The sequence below is a fragment of the Paenibacillus sp. OAS669 genome, from assembly GCF_014873645.1.
GTDB classification, from domain to species: Bacteria; Bacillota; Bacilli; order Paenibacillales; family NBRC-103111; genus Paenibacillus_S; species Paenibacillus_S vulneris.
The window spans coordinates 169,608-186,703 of sequence record NZ_JADBDR010000009.1; the positions used below are offsets into that span (position 1 = coordinate 169,608).

General features: G+C 48.1%; 14 protein-coding genes and 1 pseudogene. 5 read left to right on the forward strand and 10 right to left on the reverse strand.

All coding sequences use genetic code 11. The annotated features are described in order from the left end of the window. The first annotated feature begins 31 nt into the window (after positions 1 to 31). Positions 32 to 877, forward strand: a complete 846-nt coding sequence (locus tag GGC63_RS20570; protein ID WP_079912044.1) for an AraC family transcriptional regulator — start codon at positions 32 to 34, stop codon at positions 875 to 877. Positions 878 to 892: 15 nt separating this feature from the next. Here GGC63_RS20570 and GGC63_RS20575 read toward each other — a convergent pair whose 3' ends face one another. Together GGC63_RS20575 and GGC63_RS20580 are read right to left on the reverse strand one after the other, a co-directional pair. Next, positions 893 to 1,684: a putative protein N(5)-glutamine methyltransferase gene (locus GGC63_RS20575; protein WP_192703895.1), complete on the reverse strand. Its 792-nt coding sequence runs from the start codon at positions 1,682 to 1,684 to the stop codon at positions 893 to 895. A gap of 173 nt (positions 1,685 to 1,857) precedes the next feature. After that, positions 1,858 to 2,376 carry a hypothetical protein gene (locus tag GGC63_RS20580; RefSeq protein ID WP_079912042.1) on the reverse strand — a complete coding sequence of 173 codons (519 nt, stop codon included), beginning with the start codon at positions 2,374 to 2,376 and terminating at the stop codon, positions 1,858 to 1,860. Between the two features lie 348 nt (positions 2,377 to 2,724). Between GGC63_RS20580 and GGC63_RS20585 the strand changes: the two genes are divergently transcribed. Together GGC63_RS20585 and GGC63_RS20590 are read left to right on the forward strand one after the other, a co-directional pair. Next, positions 2,725 to 3,849 carry a response regulator gene (locus tag GGC63_RS20585; RefSeq protein WP_225948358.1) on the forward strand — a complete coding sequence of 375 codons (1,125 nt, stop codon included), beginning with the start codon at positions 2,725 to 2,727 and terminating at the stop codon, positions 3,847 to 3,849. Between the two features lie 148 nt (positions 3,850 to 3,997). Beyond that, positions 3,998 to 6,628, forward strand: coding sequence for an S-layer homology domain-containing protein (locus tag GGC63_RS20590; protein ID WP_192703897.1), 2,631 nt, complete (start codon positions 3,998 to 4,000; stop codon positions 6,626 to 6,628). Positions 6,629 to 6,683: 55 nt separating this feature from the next. Here the strand turns inward: GGC63_RS20590 and GGC63_RS20595 are convergent, their stop codons facing one another. Beyond that, positions 6,684 to 7,613 carry a LysR family transcriptional regulator gene (locus GGC63_RS20595; RefSeq protein ID WP_192703898.1) on the reverse strand — a complete coding sequence of 310 codons (930 nt, stop codon included), beginning with the start codon at positions 7,611 to 7,613 and terminating at the stop codon, positions 6,684 to 6,686. 214 nt (positions 7,614 to 7,827) lie between these two features. On the opposite strand from GGC63_RS20595, the gene GGC63_RS20600 reads away from it, so the two are divergent. Beyond that, positions 7,828 to 9,108, forward strand: coding sequence for an MFS transporter (locus GGC63_RS20600; RefSeq protein WP_192703899.1), 1,281 nt, complete (start codon positions 7,828 to 7,830; stop codon positions 9,106 to 9,108). A 451-nt stretch (positions 9,109 to 9,559) separates the two neighbouring features. Here the strand turns inward: GGC63_RS20600 and GGC63_RS20605 are convergent, their stop codons facing one another. The 3 genes from GGC63_RS20605 to GGC63_RS20615 form a co-directional block, all read right to left on the reverse strand. Continuing rightward, positions 9,560 to 11,026 (reverse strand): hypothetical protein, encoded by a 1,467-nt coding sequence (locus GGC63_RS20605; protein ID WP_192703900.1) that lies wholly within the window; start codon positions 11,024 to 11,026, stop codon positions 9,560 to 9,562. Positions 11,027 to 11,269: 243 nt separating this feature from the next. Then, complete coding sequence (locus GGC63_RS20610; protein ID WP_192703901.1) at positions 11,270 to 11,926, reverse strand: DUF4085 domain-containing protein; 657 nt, start codon at positions 11,924 to 11,926, stop codon at positions 11,270 to 11,272. A 126-nt stretch (positions 11,927 to 12,052) separates the two neighbouring features. Beyond that, positions 12,053 to 12,520 carry a hypothetical protein gene (locus GGC63_RS20615; RefSeq protein ID WP_192703902.1) on the reverse strand — a complete coding sequence of 156 codons (468 nt, stop codon included), beginning with the start codon at positions 12,518 to 12,520 and terminating at the stop codon, positions 12,053 to 12,055. 393 nt (positions 12,521 to 12,913) lie between these two features. On the opposite strand from GGC63_RS20615, the gene GGC63_RS35180 reads away from it, so the two are divergent. After that, complete coding sequence (locus tag GGC63_RS35180) at positions 12,914 to 13,681, forward strand: IS110 family transposase (protein ID WP_318781100.1); 768 nt, start codon at positions 12,914 to 12,916, stop codon at positions 13,679 to 13,681. A gap of 1 nt (position 13,682) precedes the next feature. Here GGC63_RS35180 and GGC63_RS35185 read toward each other — a convergent pair. The 4 genes and pseudogenes from GGC63_RS35185 to GGC63_RS34560 form a co-directional block, all read right to left on the reverse strand. After that, a pseudogene (locus GGC63_RS35185) lies at positions 13,683 to 13,874 on the reverse strand (IS110 family transposase); the annotation flags it as partial. A gap of 1,148 nt (positions 13,875 to 15,022) precedes the next feature. Further along, positions 15,023 to 15,418, reverse strand: a complete 396-nt coding sequence (locus GGC63_RS34550) for a hypothetical protein (RefSeq protein ID WP_225948359.1) — start codon at positions 15,416 to 15,418, stop codon at positions 15,023 to 15,025. 80 nt (positions 15,419 to 15,498) lie between these two features. Further along, positions 15,499 to 15,750, reverse strand: coding sequence for a hypothetical protein (locus GGC63_RS34555; protein ID WP_225948360.1), 252 nt, complete (start codon positions 15,748 to 15,750; stop codon positions 15,499 to 15,501). Between the two features lie 705 nt (positions 15,751 to 16,455). Further along, entirely contained in the window at positions 16,456 to 16,629 is a 174-nt protein-coding gene (locus GGC63_RS34560; RefSeq protein WP_225948361.1) for a hypothetical protein, read from the reverse strand. Between the last annotated feature and the right edge of the window lie 467 nt (positions 16,630 to 17,096).

Below are 17,096 nucleotides of genomic sequence, written 5' to 3' on the forward strand. Positions count from 1 at the left end.
GGAATGATTCTAGTAACGGCAGGTGGTATCCATGCAAGAATACGCCCACGAATACGCCGAAAGATGGATTCATGAGACCGACTCCTTCGATATGGGCAGCGGCCTGTTCCTCCTTCATATGGGACACAACATCGCCAAGCCGGACTACAGTAACGGCCCGCGCCAGAAGGCGCATTATACTATACATTTTGTAAGGGAAGGACGACTTCAATTTCTATATGGCGGCAGCGAAGTGGAGCTGGGTAAGGGCGATATGTTCTGCATGTTCCCTCATACGTCCTATACGTATCGGGTGGCGCCGTCCGACGACCGCTTGAAAATGATCTGGTTCGCTATTAACGGCAGCCAGGTGCCGGATTTAATGATGATGGCGGGGTTCACCCCCGAGCAGCCCTGCCAGCGCAAGGTCGTCGATCCCGACCTGGAATCGATCCTCCACCAAATGATCCGCCTGCCCAAAAGCCTGAGCAAGAAGCATTTGGTTCTCTGGAGCAGCCTTATGTACCGTATTTTCTCCAAGCTCATTCCCGATCAGGAGCCGGCCCCGGCCCCGCGTACACCGGATGTTTGGCTGAGAAAAAGCCTGGACTTCATCCATACGTGCTACGCCGAGCCAATCACCGTCAACGATATCGCCGCCTACGTCAACATCCATCGCACGCATTTCTCCAAAACATTCACCGAACACGTCGGTATCCCGCCTGTGAAATATCTGCAAAATATCCGGCTCGGCAAAGCGGCGCAGCTGCTCAAGCAGACATCGCTATCGGTTACGGAGATTGCATTGACTGTGGGGTATCCGGATTTGTTTTCGTTTACGAGAGCCTTCACGAGACAATACGGGGTTTCGCCCAGCCGGGTCAGATACGGCGGTTGAGCTGGGCTGGATAGATTAGGATCGCCTGCCAATAATCACGTTAGCGTCGAGCTCTTCGGAATGAACCCATTGCGGCTCCAAGCCATGTTGAGCAAAAAGCCCCGCTGTCAACGGCGCCTGCCTCTCGCTAGTTTCGACTAATAGTACTCCCCCGCTGGCGAGCCAGACAAGGGCTTCCGCTATGATCCTTCGCTGGATATCGAGCCCATCCGCTCCTCCATCGAGCGCCATCCGTGCCTCGTGGACGCGGGCTTCCACCGGCATGAAGGAAATGGCCGCAGAAGGCACGTAAGGTGCATTCGCTATAATCATATCGACGCGGTTATGCAGTCGTGCAGGCAACGGACCGTAGAGGTCTCCCTCATACACAGCCCCCTTGTCCAACGGAACATTCCTTCGGGCACATTGTACGGCGGCAGGGTCCAGATCAACCGCGTGCAATTCGATGCGCTCCATCCCGGCGGCCAGGACCGCACCTACAGCTCCGGAACCGCAGCACAGATCGACTATTACGTCTCCCGTTTGAGTCAGAGCTTCAGCCTGCTGTACGAGAAACCCGGTTCGCTGCCGGGGCACGAAAACTCCGGGATCCAGCTCAATACGCAACCCGCAGAATTCCGCCCATCCGATAATATGCTCAAGAGGGAACCCTGCGACTCTGCGCTCTATCCATTCGGCTAGTTCGGTCGAATTCCTTGAAGAAGACATAAGCAGTCTAGCCTCGTCCTCGGCAAACACACACCCGGCAGCACGAAGCCTTCCGACAATCCTATTCAAAATCGCTGTTTCATCCTCGCGATAATCCACGTATCATCCTACTTTGCATAGATTTTGATCAATTTCATTCTACATGCTAATCACAGTCCCTTCCTATAGAGAATTTTTTTCTATTAAAAAAATCCACCAGCCCTGTCATCCGCCAGCCTAGTGAAAAAAAACAACGGGGAGACCTTCTGTCTCCACCGTCGCATGAGTTCATCTTACTGAAAAGTAATATTATGAATACTTGCACTAACGGATCGGGTTGCTGGATATTTGGCGACATCAACTGAAATATAGAAGGAAACTTTTCCCGTGTAGCCTGGCGGCAGCTGGATGGTATGCGATCCGTCACCACTGAAATCATCATTCCCACTGTTAGTGTCCTCATAGAGGTAGAAATCTGTGCTGTATGGGGAATCCGTATATGCTTGAATTTCAACATTGCAATAAGGATCATCAACGAAAAAGGACCAATTAAAGGTTACCTGGCTGATATTCTCAACATAAGTTTCCCCCCACACCTGGCCGTAGCAATACGAATTTCCATTAGAATCTATTCTGGCATACGCGCTGTCTGAAGTAAATTCTGTAGTTAAAATGCTCCTGCAGTCACGGTCCCCGGTTGCATCGTCATAGTAAGTCCATTCAATGGGTCCAGCTTGAGCGAATGCGGGCTGTACTGAAACCAATACGGAAAAAACTACGAGAAAAATACTTACGATTTTTTTTAGCCTCATACACGGCCTCCTATAAGATCATGTTATAGCTGGCCAGCTACCAAAAACAGTATTACATTTATTTCCAACTAAGAAAATAGGTGGATTGTGCTTTGTTGGATAGGGTTGGATTACGGAAAATTGAAAGGCTGTCAAGCGTCTTACCGTTGGGTTCTACACAGCTGTTATAAAGAGGTGTCTTTTGTCCTAACAAGAGCTTTTTTTTTGCTAATAGAAGATGAAGCTTAAAGGGAGTTTGTTGAACGCTGTCGAATAATGTATCTACAGAAATAACATGTTCGGAGCTTTGGGGTGCGCGGGTAAGCAGACGATCTATTTTCTTAAGGGGATGATAGTATAATTACGTGTTTGCTGATAGATGATGAGGAGCCTGCGCTTTCCTTGCTGGAGAGGCTGATTTCGGACAACGGCGGTTTTCGGATTGAAGGTAAATATACGTCGGCTCGGGCGGGACTCGAGCATCTAGCCAAATCCAAGGTGGATGTCGTGTTTATGGATATGGATATGCCGGAGGTGAACGGGCTTACGGCCGGTGAACATATACAGCAGATGGATCCCGGCATTCTCATCATCTATGTCACCGCTTATTCGGAATATGCGCTGGAGGCTTTCGGCATTCCTGCCTTGGATTATTTGTTAAAGCCCATCGATCCGAAACGGCTCGCCAAAACATTGGGGCGTATCGCGCAGCATGTGCCGCCAACAAACCACTCTACCTCTCATCCCTGGATTCGGTGCTTCGGCCAGCTCTCCTTCGAGGGAGCCGACGGTAGGGAAAAGCAGCTCAAGTGGAAGACAGGGAAGGCACAGGAGCTGTTCGTCTATTTACTGCATGAGCAGGAGCGCTGGGTGAATAAAGAAAAGCTGCTTGAAGCTTTATGGCCCGATTACTTAAAGGATAAGGCGCTTACTTATCTTCATACGACAGTATCGCAAATAAGGAAGCTGCTGCGGGAGCAGTCCCTTCCGATTACCATTGAGTACTCGCTAGATAATTACCGGCTATTGCTTAAGGGAGTGCATTACGACGTTAAGGAGTTTGAAGCGGCAGTCGCTAAGGAAGCTCGTATCACTTCAGTTACTGTCCCTATGTACGAAGCGGCTGCTTCTCTCTACCGGGGGGATTATTTGCAGGAATATGACTATGTATGGGCGGAGTTGAAAAAAAATCAACTATTGGAGCACTATGTTGACCTGGTACTAAATCTGGCGGATTACGAGGCTGCAAACGGTATGGAGAGACAGGCATTGAGGCGCCTTCGCGAGCTTCAACCCAAGTGCCCTTATTCGGAGGAGCTGTGCCGCCGCCAGCTTGCCGTCTGTGCAAGATTGAACGACCGTGCTTTGCTAGATAACTATTTTGCCAAGTTTGCCGAGCTGCTCCGGTATGACTTAGACGTCGAGCCGAGCCCTCAATTGGTACAATTTTATCAACAACTCCACAACAATAAGCCCTCGGACCTGAATGCATAAAGGTCGGGGGTATTTTTTTTAGAATCGGTTTAGAGGCGATTGTTATAATCCGGTAGACGAACAATTTGTCATTTCAAGTCGGATCGTGTTAGCGGATCGATTATAACCAACGATACGAAGCGCATCCCATGAACAGGAGGACAAGCAAGTGAACAAAAAGCAATGGATAAGCACCGTAATGGCCGCCGCATTATTATCCGGCCCTATCCTGCCGGCCAAAGGCTCGGCTGCCGCTTCATTCAATGATATTGATGGCTCCTATGCAAAGAATGCCATTATGGAGTTAGCCAATCAAGGGATAGTAACTGGTGTGGAAGATCATAAGTTTTATCCTGCATTGACGATTACTCGACAGGATTTCGCTATTATTCTGGCCAAAACCTTGCAGCTGGATGTTTCGAACCCTCCTGCCACACCTACCTTTAAGGACGTTCCCCCAAGCAGCTACGCCTACAGCTATGTCGAGGCGGCTGTCAAAGCCGGATTGATCCAAGGAACAGGCAATAACCTGTTTGGTACGGGTCAAAATTTATCCCGTCAGGATATGGCCGTTATGTTCGTAAGAGCATTGGGAGCTAATCCTAATCCCAACGGTAAAGCAGGAGCCTTGAAGTTCGCTGACAGCAACCAAATTGCTGATTATGCCAAAGAATCTATAGCAGCTGCTGTGGAGTATGGACTGATTACCGGGGAAGACTACAATGTGTTTAATCCTGATGCCAAAGCGGATCGTCAGGCTGTAGCTCTAGTCGCATCCAAGCTTTTGAAGCTAAAGACGAGCGGGAATGCTCAGAAGCCTGACTCAGAGAAGCCCGACTCAGGAGAGAAACCCGACTCGAAACCGGATGCTCCTAAAGATAATGGCGCAGTAACAGACCCTACTCCTGTTGTTGGCGGGTCCTCCTCATCGGGTTCAACTCGTCGCAGCAGCAGCTATCGGGACCTCATGGCACCTGCGGTAGACGGCACCAAGTTCGAGGCGGTCGATAACTACAACGGAACGGAAGATCAGATTCACGGATTGGCGGGGGCTGTTGGTGAGCAAGGGGCTCTGGTACAAGCCTACCCGTGGACGGATTCGAATGGGAATAACACGGTTGAACCTGAAGAACTGGGAACGGCGATACCCCTCGGCACCAGTGAAGCGGACGGCTCCGTGAGTGCGGTCAATATCGGTGATTTACGCGCTGGAACTTACCGCTTTGTGATTACAGCCAAGGATTCGTGGAACAATGAATCTTTGAAGGATGCCGCGCATGCAGTCACTGTGACTTTGACCAAGAATGAAGCTCCTGATACGACCGCACCGGCAGTCAATGCTTCGAAGTTCGAGGTAATTGACAATTACAATGGAACGGAAGATCAGATTCGCGGATTGGCGGGGGCTGTTGGTGAGCAAGGTACTCTGGTACAAGCCTACCTGTGGACAGATCTGAATGAGAACGGTGTCGTCGATGCAGGGGAATTGGGAACAGCCATACCTCTTGGTACCAGCGAAGCGGACGGCTCCGTGAATGCGGCCAATATCGGCAACCTGCGTGCGGGAACTTATCGTTTCGTGATTACAACTAAGGATACGTCGGGCAATGAATCAGCAAAGGATGCCGCGCACGCAGTCACAGTGACCTTGACCAAGAACGAAGTGCCTGATACGACCGCACCGGTCGTCGATGCTTCGAAGTTCGAGGCGATCGATAACTACAACGGAACGGAAGATCAGCTTCGCGGACTGGCGGGGGCTGTTGGTGAGCAAGGGGCTCTGGTACAAGCCTACCCGTGGACGGATGCGAATGAGAACGACGCAGTCGATGCAGGGGAGTTAGGAACTGCCATAGGATTAGGTTCCAGTAAGGCAGACGGCTCCGTGAACGCGGCCAATATCGGTGACTTGCGCGCGGGTATTTACCGCTTCGTGATTACAGCTAAGGATTCGTCGAGCAATGAATCTTTGAAGGACGCCGCGCATGCAATCCGTGTGACCTTGACCAAGAATGAAGTTCCTGATACGACCGCACCTGTCGTCGATGCTTCAAAGTTCGAGGCGATCGATAATTATACCGGAACGGAAGATCAGCTTCATGGACTGGCGGGGGCTATTGGAGAACAAGACGCTCTGGTACAAGCCTACCCATGGACGGATCTGAATGAGAACGATGCAGTCGATGCAGGGGAATTAGGGACGGCGATAGGATTAGGTATCAGTGAAGCGGACGGTTCTGTAGCGGCCGCCAATATCGGTAACCTGCAACCGGGCACGTATAGGTTTGTCATTACGGCCAAAGATGCGTCAAACAATGAATCGGCGAAGGATGCATCGCATGCTGTTACCGTTGAACTGGTGAAAGGGATGTTGACCACACCTACGGTGACATACGCCACGTATGGCTTTGAGGTTAACGGAGCCTTTTCACATACACAACAGCTGACAACCGGTTCTAGACCGTTCTTCATTCGATTTGACTATTTTTCTGGAGAAACCTTTAGGAATGCTGAAGTCCAAGTAACGATGGAGGGCCTGACCTTTACTACGGATGATTACTATAACATTAGCGGATGGGTCAACCCAACGAATGACCAAATTAGTAATGACGGCCACACACTGACTTTCAAGGGAAGCACCTCAGCTATTTCGGATATCGCTTTTGAGCTTCACAATAAAGTGATGCCGGCACCCGGGACCTATCAGATTAGGTTTAAAGCGGATGCGGATGGATCTGGAACCGCTAAATCTTATTCCGAAGAACAAATCATAACTTTAGTTATTATCCCTCCAGCCTAATACAGCTGGAAAGTAGGAACGCCGTTCTTGTATAAGAGCGGCGTTTGTTTTTTGATCATCTATCTAACTGGCTCTGATCGTCCAGCTCCTCCGATTGGTATCCCCCCATATACTGCTCAAGATGCCGCATAAACAAACGGTCCAGGCTGTTCAAATTCTCATCCCTGTACATAAGAAAGATCTGATTCATTGGGAACGGATTATGCTCGATCGGAATCGCGACCATCTCTCCCGAGTCGATCTCCGGCTGCATATACAACGGACAAGATAGAAAAACGCCCATCGTACTTTTAATCCAAAATTTGATCAGCTGCAAATTGTTCGTTTCATAATGCGGGTCGTACAGCATATTCAAATCCTTGAAGGTCATGTCGATTTTTTTGCGATGGAGGCTTTCCGCTTCGTATAGAATGAGCCTCTCTTTGAGAACCTCCTCTAGACTGAGCTCATCGCGTTCCGCATAAGGGTGCTCTCTCGAAATAACGGCATAGGCCGGATGAGCATACAGCAGCTTGAAGGTGATGCTCGGATCATTGGCCGTATAACGGGTGATTCCGATTTGAATATGCTTGCTCTTGAGCATTTTGATCTGCTCTTCCGTGGAATAACAGCGTACCTTGAGCGCGATGCCCGGATGCATAGCCAGGAAGCTCTCCAGAATAGGAGGAAGCATCGTACCGGCAAAGGAGTTGTTGCACCCTAAAGACAGCGTACCGGTCAAGCCATGCTCCAGCTGCTCGATAGCCTCACGGCCTTGATCGAGCGCAGTCAGCGCACTTAATGCAAAGGGAAGGAACGTATGGCCCTCCTGGGATAAGCGAACGGTTCCGTTCACGCGAATAAGCAGCGGCTTGCCGAGCTCTCTCTCCAGCTGCTTAATCCGGTGTGAGACCGTGGGCTGAGGCAGATACAGCTTCTCCGCTGCCTTGGATATGCTCCCGGTACGATAGATGGTGACGAAGGTTAGAATTTGATCGAAGGTCAAGTGGCACCGCCTTTCCCGGAATCGTCCGACTTATTTACACAGCCGAGGCCGCGACAAGAATATTCAAAAAATGAATAAGGTCATTCATTTTCGATTATTTACTTGATTCCCCATCCTTCATACTATGAACTTACAGGTATTTTACCTTTGTAGGATATACCTTGAAGCTCACCAACACAAGAGATAAATACAAGATAAAGAAAGGTGACCTGCTATGAGGATGGAAAAAGCGGTGCGGGCTGTCGGAATATATGGCGGCGGTATTTTTTTCGGAGTGATGTCGGTGGCGCAGCCGTTTTTTACCCTGTACGCTGAAGCACTCGGTGCATCCACGGCCATGATCGGCCTTATTGTTACTCTTAGAGCGCTTGTCCCTATGTTCATCGCCATGCCTATCGGCCAAATGATTGATACGCTTGGTGCGATGAAAATGACCAAGATCGGCTGTCTGCTGCTTATCGTTTCCTTGGGACTCACGTCCTTCAGCACGACCTTGCCTATTCTTGCAGTCTCCCAAGTGCTTCTCGGGACAAGCATGATTATTATGGCTTCTTCTCTTCAAGTCTTGGCATCGGATGGAGAGCAGAACAAGGAGCTGCGCAATAAAAATATTAACCGGTTCTCAATGTGGAACTCGGCAGGCAATATGGCAGGTCCTCTGCTTGGCGGAGCGGTGGTAAGCTATATGGGCTCCTCCTTATGGAGCTACCGGTCCGCTTTCCTGGCATCGCTCGTAGTATGCTTCATTTGCTATATTCTGATCCTGCTCGTCCGCAATCCCGATGATGCCGGTGTGCGCGGCAAAACCAAAGAGCTGTTCCAGCCCAAGGAGATGCTGAACAGCTATGTGAGCGGCATTCATCTGACCCGGCACCGCGCGGTTCAGTTCGGTCTCGTCGGGACGTTCCTGATCATGTTCATTCAAGCGTTATACGCAAGCTTCATTCCGCTTTACTTAAACAATCATGGCTATTCCGCCTTCGTCATCTCGTTCGTCATTTCGTTGATGGGCTTATCCGGGTTTGTATCGCGGTTTCTGCTGGGGCGGCTGATGAAGCTGGCGACGCTGGAGCGGATTCTTATCATCGCGGGCTGTATGGCTTCCGTCTGCCTGATCTTTATTCCCGTCGCTTCCCTGCACTTTATCGGAATCGCCGTCCTTACCTTCCTGCTTGGCAGCTCTATCGGCATGAATTTGCCGGTCACCATTATGATTATGGTGGAGGAAACGAAGGAAACCGAGCGCGGCAAGGTGCTGGGCCTGCGGCTCTTGACGAACCGGCTGTCTCAAATGGCGGCCCCGGCCCTGTTCGGCTTTCTTGGCCAGGCATTCGGCTTGACCGCTGCCTTTTATACCGGGGGAGGCATTCTGCTCGCTACGATGGTCGGCTTTGCGGTGTACAGCTCGCATCGGGGACCTGTGACGGGCAGGGAGGAAGCAGCCGCGGCGGCTGTTGAAACAGTCCCTCGCGGATCATGTTCGAAGAATGGGTAATAATGAGCCAAAAAGCTGGAGGTTCCAATCCTACGAATTGGAAACCCCAGCTTTTTCAACATTTCATCAAACTGCTCTCGCAAAGCTCACTCTCCGGCCTGCTGGAAGTCAGCCTTTTCCCCTGTGCTCAAAGGCAATACAAAACAGAGAGGGTTTAATCGTCATTTTCTTCCTCGTCCTCAAACTCAATTATTAATCCTCTCTCGACTAAATAATCTCTTATTTCTCGCGTACTAACCGGGACAGGAACCCCGTCTCCACGTAACCTTTGCTCTGACCAAAATAGAACAATGCTTTTGATTTCAGTAAGAAGTTCATCTTCTGGAGCCATTTTAAGACAATCTTTTAATATAGCCTTCGAACTGACTTCAAGCTCGGTTCGGAACTTGATTCGCAACGTAATCACATCCCATGCTAAATCTGGTGTAACCTAATAAGATGCACGATGGTTCTATGGCTTCCAATATAATATTTTCACCATTTCGGCGATCTTTTTTTGATGTGCTATCATTTGTTCCGCTGCATTGTCAGACTCCCTTTTTAATAATTCCAGTGAGGGGGTAATTTCCATTCTGACATCATGACGCAAGACCTCAACCTCATTAACTAATTGCCTAAGCACCTGAATATCTTTGCGAAGTTCTGCCATTTCTTCAAGCAGCTGAGTGTTTGTTTGATAAATATAATGGAATAAAGGAGGCGTTTCATCTATAGCTTCATTGCGTACCGGATCGTCCGGTTCTTCGATAGGAAGGGATGAAGGGCTTGCTTCTACTTCCTCTGCAGTTGGTTGGGTGTCTGGTTCTTCGATAGTAAGTGATGAAGCATCTGCTTCTACTTCTTCCACACTTAGCTGAGCTTCCGGTTCCTCAACGGGAAGCGATGTAGCATTTGCTTCCAATTCATCCACACTTAGCTGTGCTTCCGGTTCCTCAACAAGAAGCAATGAAGCAGTTGCTTCTACTTCCTCTACACTTAGCTGGGCTTCCGTTTCTTCAACTGTAAGCGATGCAGCAGTTGCTTCTTCTACTTCTTCTACACTTAGTTGGGCTTCTGGTTCCTCAACAAGAAGCAATGTAGCATTTGCTTCTATTTCCCCTATACTTATTTGTGCTTCCGTTTCCTCAACAAGAAGCAATGTAGCATTTGCTTCTACTTCCTCTACACTTAGCTGGGCTTCCGGTTCTTCAACTGTAAGCGATGCAGCAGTTGCTTCTACTTCCTCTACACTTAGCTGGGCTTCCGGTTCTTCAACTGTAAGCGATGCAGCATTTGCTTCTACTTCCTCTGCACTTATTTGTGCTTCCGGTTCCTCAACAAGAAGCAATGAAGCATTTGCTTCTACTTCCTCCACACTTAGCTGAGCTTCCGGTTCCTCAACAGGAAGCGATGCAGCATTTGCTTCTACTTCCTCTACATTTAGCTGTGCTTCCGGTTCCTCAACAGGAAGCGATGCAGCATTTGCTTCTACTTCCTCTACATTTAGCTGTGCTTCCGGTTCTTCAACAAGGAGCAATGAAGCATTTGCTTCTACTTCCTCTACACTTAGCTGGGCTTCCGGTTCTTCAACAAGGAGCAATGAAGCATTTGCTTCTACTTCCTCTACATTTAGCTGGGCTTCCGGTTCTTCAACAGAAAGCGGTGAAACATTTGCCGCTACTTCCTCTGTACTCAGCTGAGCTTCCGGTTCTTCAACAGGAAGTGATGAAGGTCTCGCTTCCATTACCGCTACACTTAGTTGAGCGCCAAATTCCTTGATAGTAGGTGACGAAGACTCTGGTTCTAATACTGCTGTACTTAATTGAACGTCCGGCCCCTTAACAATGGATATCGAGACTCTCTTATTCGTACCCTGTGAATGATTCTTTATATACTTTGGTGTTGATTTATGTTTGAAGTTCCCATTCTTCTTTCTCATCTATCCTAGTCCTCTCGTTGTGGATTCGATGCTCTCAGGTTCACTAAGCTAAAGCCTAAATCAATTTATTCAAGGGGGCCCATAAATGTACCTTGTTTTAAGGGAAGCTGCGCACGCAGCTGCAGCCAGGACCGTGACAGTTGTTTTTCTTACTTAGAAAAAATAACCGCCCCAATGAAAAGGACGGTTATTGGCTATATTTTAGACTGATTGATTGAACGCGCATACCCTACAGCTTAGCCATTATGAAATAACGTCGATAGTGACGGTTTCAGCTGATAACGTGAATTCCATTAAAGGACTATCTACTAACACATGAAGTTCAAATCCTGTTTTTGTAAGATAAACCTCATCATAAAGCCAAATACTGCCTAGGCTCAAGTTTTTAGGCTGTAGCTTCTCCACTCCCGTAAAGGTTAACTTAACATCCGTTAAATAATGATAGCCGCCTCTACAATCCAATGTCAGGATAAAGATGTCCTTCGAAGGCGTCTCAATCGAAGTTACTCGCGCATCGTGTAAGGACTTTTCAAACAACTGAATAACGCTTTCAGGGAGTGAGCTTTTTATGGAGTCATAGTAGCTCCGATAGGTCATCCCATTTGCTTTCGTTCGCTCATCATACTCCGATCGCCATTGATCGACTATTTTTCTAAGCTCTTCAGAAGGAAATTGTGAGTTTAACGTTCCGTCCTGAATATAGGGATGAAAAAATGCCGGGAGATATTTGAATAAATCGGTTCTTTTATACTCCAAGTTGTTCTTACAAAATTCTTTGAAGTCCAAACCCTCAGATTCATACCAGGCAATGTTGTCTTCCCATTCTTCCTTCGTTTCATAAAAAGTCAAAAAGCTTCTTATTTGCGCTTCTTCGTACCACTCTTTAGTGAAAAATTTCATTAGTTCCTCCAAATATGATCATTCACTACAAACGTCTTATGTGTATGTTGTTTTGCACTAAACCGCCCGTTTAGCATATCACAGCTGCATCTCCATGCCGTCAACTGCGTCTTATCATATCAACACCTACAATAAATTTTTTTCTTTAAGTAAATTTTTCAATATATTACTTGAGTTAAAGGCAGCAACTGGACCGTAGAACGTATAGTAAGTGAGTACATCGCCCGGTTGAGAATACTTTACAAAGGCTAAATTATCAAATTCATCCGTTTTAATAACCAGCTCCCAGCCCCCTTTGTTGTAAGGAATAAAATCACCGTTCTTTGCTCTCACTAACCAATATTGATTTGTTGCCAGCTTGTATTTTAAATCCTGCATGAGTTCGTTGATGATCCTACTGTCTTCCGTCAACAAAACCTCTTCTTTTTCTGTTTTAATGTATATTTGTTTCACTTTCTGAAAATCTTGATCCTGCCAAGCTCTTTGTCTCTCAAAATAGACACGTCGTACATCATCATCTACATAGTTCCATATTGAGAATGAAATAAGTCCGATTACAAATACCAAGCAAGTACCAACTAACTTTCTTAGCATAGATTCACACTCCAAGCTATAACTCAAGGAAATTACAATTAATTCCATGATTTAGACGTTGAAACACATCTATAAGTTGCGCTAATCCGCCCATTACCTCAGTGGTCATTAAAAAGGAGCTGTCCCAGTGGCAGCCCCACACAGCGTTCCTCGTTAGAATTCCTGTAAAACGAAAATTTTGGTGTTTGAATAAAAACGAGCGCCTCAGTACGATGGGGTTACATACGAGGTCAAAAGCCTCAAAAAACCCATCTAGGAGGTCGCTCTATCATGAAGTTTAGGCACAGGAGAAGCAAAATCAACTCATAGAAACATTGCCTTTCATCATCCCCGGTCGTTGGCGTAGATATCGCACAAGAATTCCATGTAGCCTACGCCGTCAGCTTTCGGGGGATTGCGCTGGGCAATCCGCTCGCGTTTGGGAACCATCGTGAAGGCTTTAAGTTATTTGAGCGCTGGATCCAGGATCTGCTCAAAACCAACAAACTGAGCAGCATCATCATTGGCATGGAACCCACAGGCCACTACTGGTTTAGCTTAGCATGGTGGCTTATCAGTCAGGGAATTGAGGTCGTTCTGGCTAATCCTCATCTTGTCAAAAAGAACAAGGAAAACCGGGACAGTACGCCTTCCAAAAGTGATCGCAAGGACGCGCTTATCATTGCAGATATGATTAAAAAAGGGTACTATTCCCCGGTTCGATTTCAACCGGAAGCCTACGAGGAGCTGCGTATTCTCATGGCAAACCGCGGGACGGTTACCAAACGCCTTAACAGTGCGGTTAATCAGATTCATCGCTGCGTAGACATTATCTTCCCCGAGCTGCGTCAAGTCTTCAAAATTCTTACCTGCACCATTGCAATCGCAACCCTTAGACTCTTTCCTTTACCAAAAGATATCAGTCAACTAAATACAGCTCAAATCCTTGATGGTTGGAAGCAGTATGTCAAACGCCATGCCGGTGTTAAACGTGCCGAGCTGCTCATTTCACTCGCTAAATCTATTGTTGGTACTACCCAAGCTCTCCACGCTTACAAGCTTCATCTTGGACAATTGCTTGAAGAGTACGACCTAGCCCAGCAACATTTAAAACAGATTGAGCACGATCTCCCTTGTGTTTTCCTGACATGCTTTCAACTAGGTTTAAGCCGGCTCTCTTGAGCAATTGACACACCTGGGCATACTGTCTCAAGTCACCTGCACTGAACAGAATAGCAGCAAAATAAATTGTACCAAGACCTTTGATCGAGCGAAGTTGGGTCGCCATCGGAATCCCTTCCAGTACCGATCCGAGTTCCTTCCCGAACTGCTCTAAGATATCGGTAATACGTTCAAACTTGTCGAACCGAAGCATTCTCTCCTACACTCTGTCTGGCTTTAGAAAGGAGTTCGGCGGCCTTCCGTCTGCCAGTGGTGCCACCAGCTCAGTTCATGTATGGTCTCCAACCACGAGTGATCCCTTCAATGGTTTAACCACGCAGATCGGATGGTGAAGGAAATGCTTAGAGGTTGCAATCGGCCGCGGGCATGTCCAATCCTTAAAGTCAGAAGCATATTCCAGGAAATAAATATCCAGCCAGCGGATAATCTGATTCTGCAGTCGAATATGCTATTTGTGATCCAAAATTCCCGATCACCATCATCGTGCGCAGTGTCTGGAAGCCCTCTGCTTGCCGAGTGTAGCCGTAGTAATATCTATGGCTGACAACATTTCAATTATAAGAGCGTCTTTGGGATCGCTCTTGGTAGAGCAGTTATCCCTGTTTTCCTTGTCTCGTTTCGTTGTCGCTGGATTCTCGAAGACGAGTTGAATCCCTTCCCAAGCAGCCAATTCGCACGGTTGTTTGAATAATGTCCTGTCGGTTCCATGCCGATAATAAGGCTGTTTAATCCGTTCTTCTGCTGTAAGGCCTCTATCCACTGCTTCGGCTTTTCAAACCCCTCGTGAATGTTTATAAACGAAAGATGCCGATTTGTAAGAACAACATGCGGCTTGCGCTACATGCGTCTCCTTGACCATGTCAATTCCAATTCCAATAACAAAGTGAGAGGTGGTAATTCGTTCAAGCCGTTTAATTTGTCTGTCCGATTGTTTAAACTTCATAGTAAGGGCGGGCGCCTCCTTTATGGTGTTGGGCTTCAAACCCGTCGACAAACCCATCATACCGAGGCGCTCCTTTTTTGACAAAGTCCTTTTCTTAGGACAGACAGGAAAGTTTAGTTTAATATAAGAAGGGATGTCCTCCATCACAGATAACCGGAAAAACATACCTGTTCTTAGCCTTTCCGTCTGGTGCATATGGCGGTCGCGTCGTAATACCTAGTCCCTTGCTCATTCTACGGTTTCCGGTCCTGTTCGCCTGTCGGCTGTGATCGTTATAAAGTCACTTATTTGTGTCGCAGGAGCACAGTCCCGTACCATTTAACTATACCGCCGAAATATCGAAGGCGGCCTCTATTTGATATTGGCATTTTTATCAAAAAATTCTGTATTTCTTTCCCTTAAGCAATCTGCGTAATAACAAGGTGTGCGGAAACAGGTCTTGTTCCTCCAGCTAATGGAGTGATCGTGAGTGCCGCGGCATTGCCAGCAGGATTTCGAACTGTAAGTACTGAATTAATGACCGTTGTTTGCACAAGAGCTATTCCTACGATTTGAGAAGTACCTGTTGCACGCCCGACCACCGTATAAGCCAGGTCAGCGCCATTGAGCGTTAAAATAAGTTGGCCCGGTTCGTTTACACCTACCTGAAACAAGACCTGATAAGTGCCAATTGTAGCCAAGTTAAATGAGCTCGCATTTACACGGGTAATTTCAGTCCCGCTGATTGGACCATCTTGCGGAAAACTTACGTCCGTGTTGGGAGCAACAGTTGCTGCATTATCAGGAGGCATCAAGGCAAAAAAATCTGCAAAGCCTAATACTCCACCTGCCGGCCCTGCGGGTCCCGCTGGTCCCGTTGCTCCCGTTGCTCCTGTTAGTCCTGTTGGTCCTGCTGGTCCTGCAAGTCCAGCTGCGCCAATCGCTCCTGCAAGTCCTGCAAGTCCTTGGGGTCCAAGCGCTCCTGCAAGCCCTTCGGGCCCAATTGCACCAATCGCTCCTGCAAGCCCTGCAAGTCCTTGGGGTCCAAGTGCTCCTGCAAGCCCTTCGGGCCCAATTGCACCAATCGCTCCTGCAAGCCCTGCAAGTCCTTGGGGTCCAAGTGCTCCTGCAAGTCCCTCGGGTCCAAGTGCGCCAATCGCTCCTACAAGTCCTGCAACTCCTTGGGGTCCAAGTGCTCCCGCAAGTCCTTGGGGTCCAAGTGCACCAATTGCTCCCGCAAGTTCTCGAAGTAATTGCTGTCCTTTAGGCGGGGGACACGTTACCCGCACTATTTTTTTAATAACTCGAAGACAACATTTCCTTTTTTTTCCTCTCGGATGGCACACAATTACGGTTTTCTTTTTACGCCGTTTTTTTCTATCCAGACAACCCAATAACGACACCCCCTATAAAGATGGTTCAGTGTACGTGAGTCGTTTATTTTAGGCATGGACTAATAGCCGGCTATTGGCTAGACTAAAGACTATTTTTAGAATATTGGGTTTATTGTCGGGTAGTGTTATACCACAAACCCTAACACTCTTTCAGTTATGATTTCCATTATTGAAGGGCACTTGGAACATTTTTATTGCATTTTCCCGGCCCCTTATCATTATGAATAATTCTTCAGTCGATTACCTAAACCCGGGCAAGCTTATCTGGGTTTCAAACGCCATACATTCTGGCAATCTTTCCACGGCGGAGTTGCATGAATAAAGCGGCCACGGTTTCCCCCCTCGACCGGATAACGATACTGGTCTCACCGTTCAGAGGGGTGAGCTCGAAGTGAAAATCGCCCTAAAAATTGGACCTTAGGCTCCGAACTCCATCGAGCAGGACTCGGGCCACGTGATCACACGTTTGTACCGGATACCTGAATGCGGTTGCTTTCCCGCCACCATCGGCGACGAACATGACGTCTTCGGTCAACAGCGACATTACACAGCTCGGCGGATGTTTCTACGCCGCTGATGCCCGCTGCCGCAACCGCAATCGTCATCAGCCGCTTTTGTTCCTCAGGGTTCACCCCAACGACAGCTTTCCGCAGGTTAAGTGCGCCAGCGCTCCTGGATGTCCTTCGCGGCTTGCGGGTCAGTCAGGGCAATCCGCCACGATAGGGTTCCGGTTGCTGAACAATGCTGCCGACCGCCACGACCAAAAGGTCAAACCGCATGAGGGCCTGATTTCCTTGCTCATCCTCATAACAAATCTGTTTTCCCCCGCTATCCACGGACGTAACCTTCCCTTGCACGAATTCGACACTCTGAGAACGAATAGTGCTTCCAGGGGATCATAATCTCCTCCTGGCCCACGGTTGGCCGGAACAAGCATTTTGCGCAAATGACCTGGCTGCATGTCGATCAGAAAAAAACGGATCTGCCGTCCGTTCGTTATACCCCTAGTTTCTTCCTTTATTGCTTTGAGCGAATGAAGCCAACATGGCCGCCCCCGATGATTACACATGTCAAATCGTTCATCTTTCCTCAGCTCCTT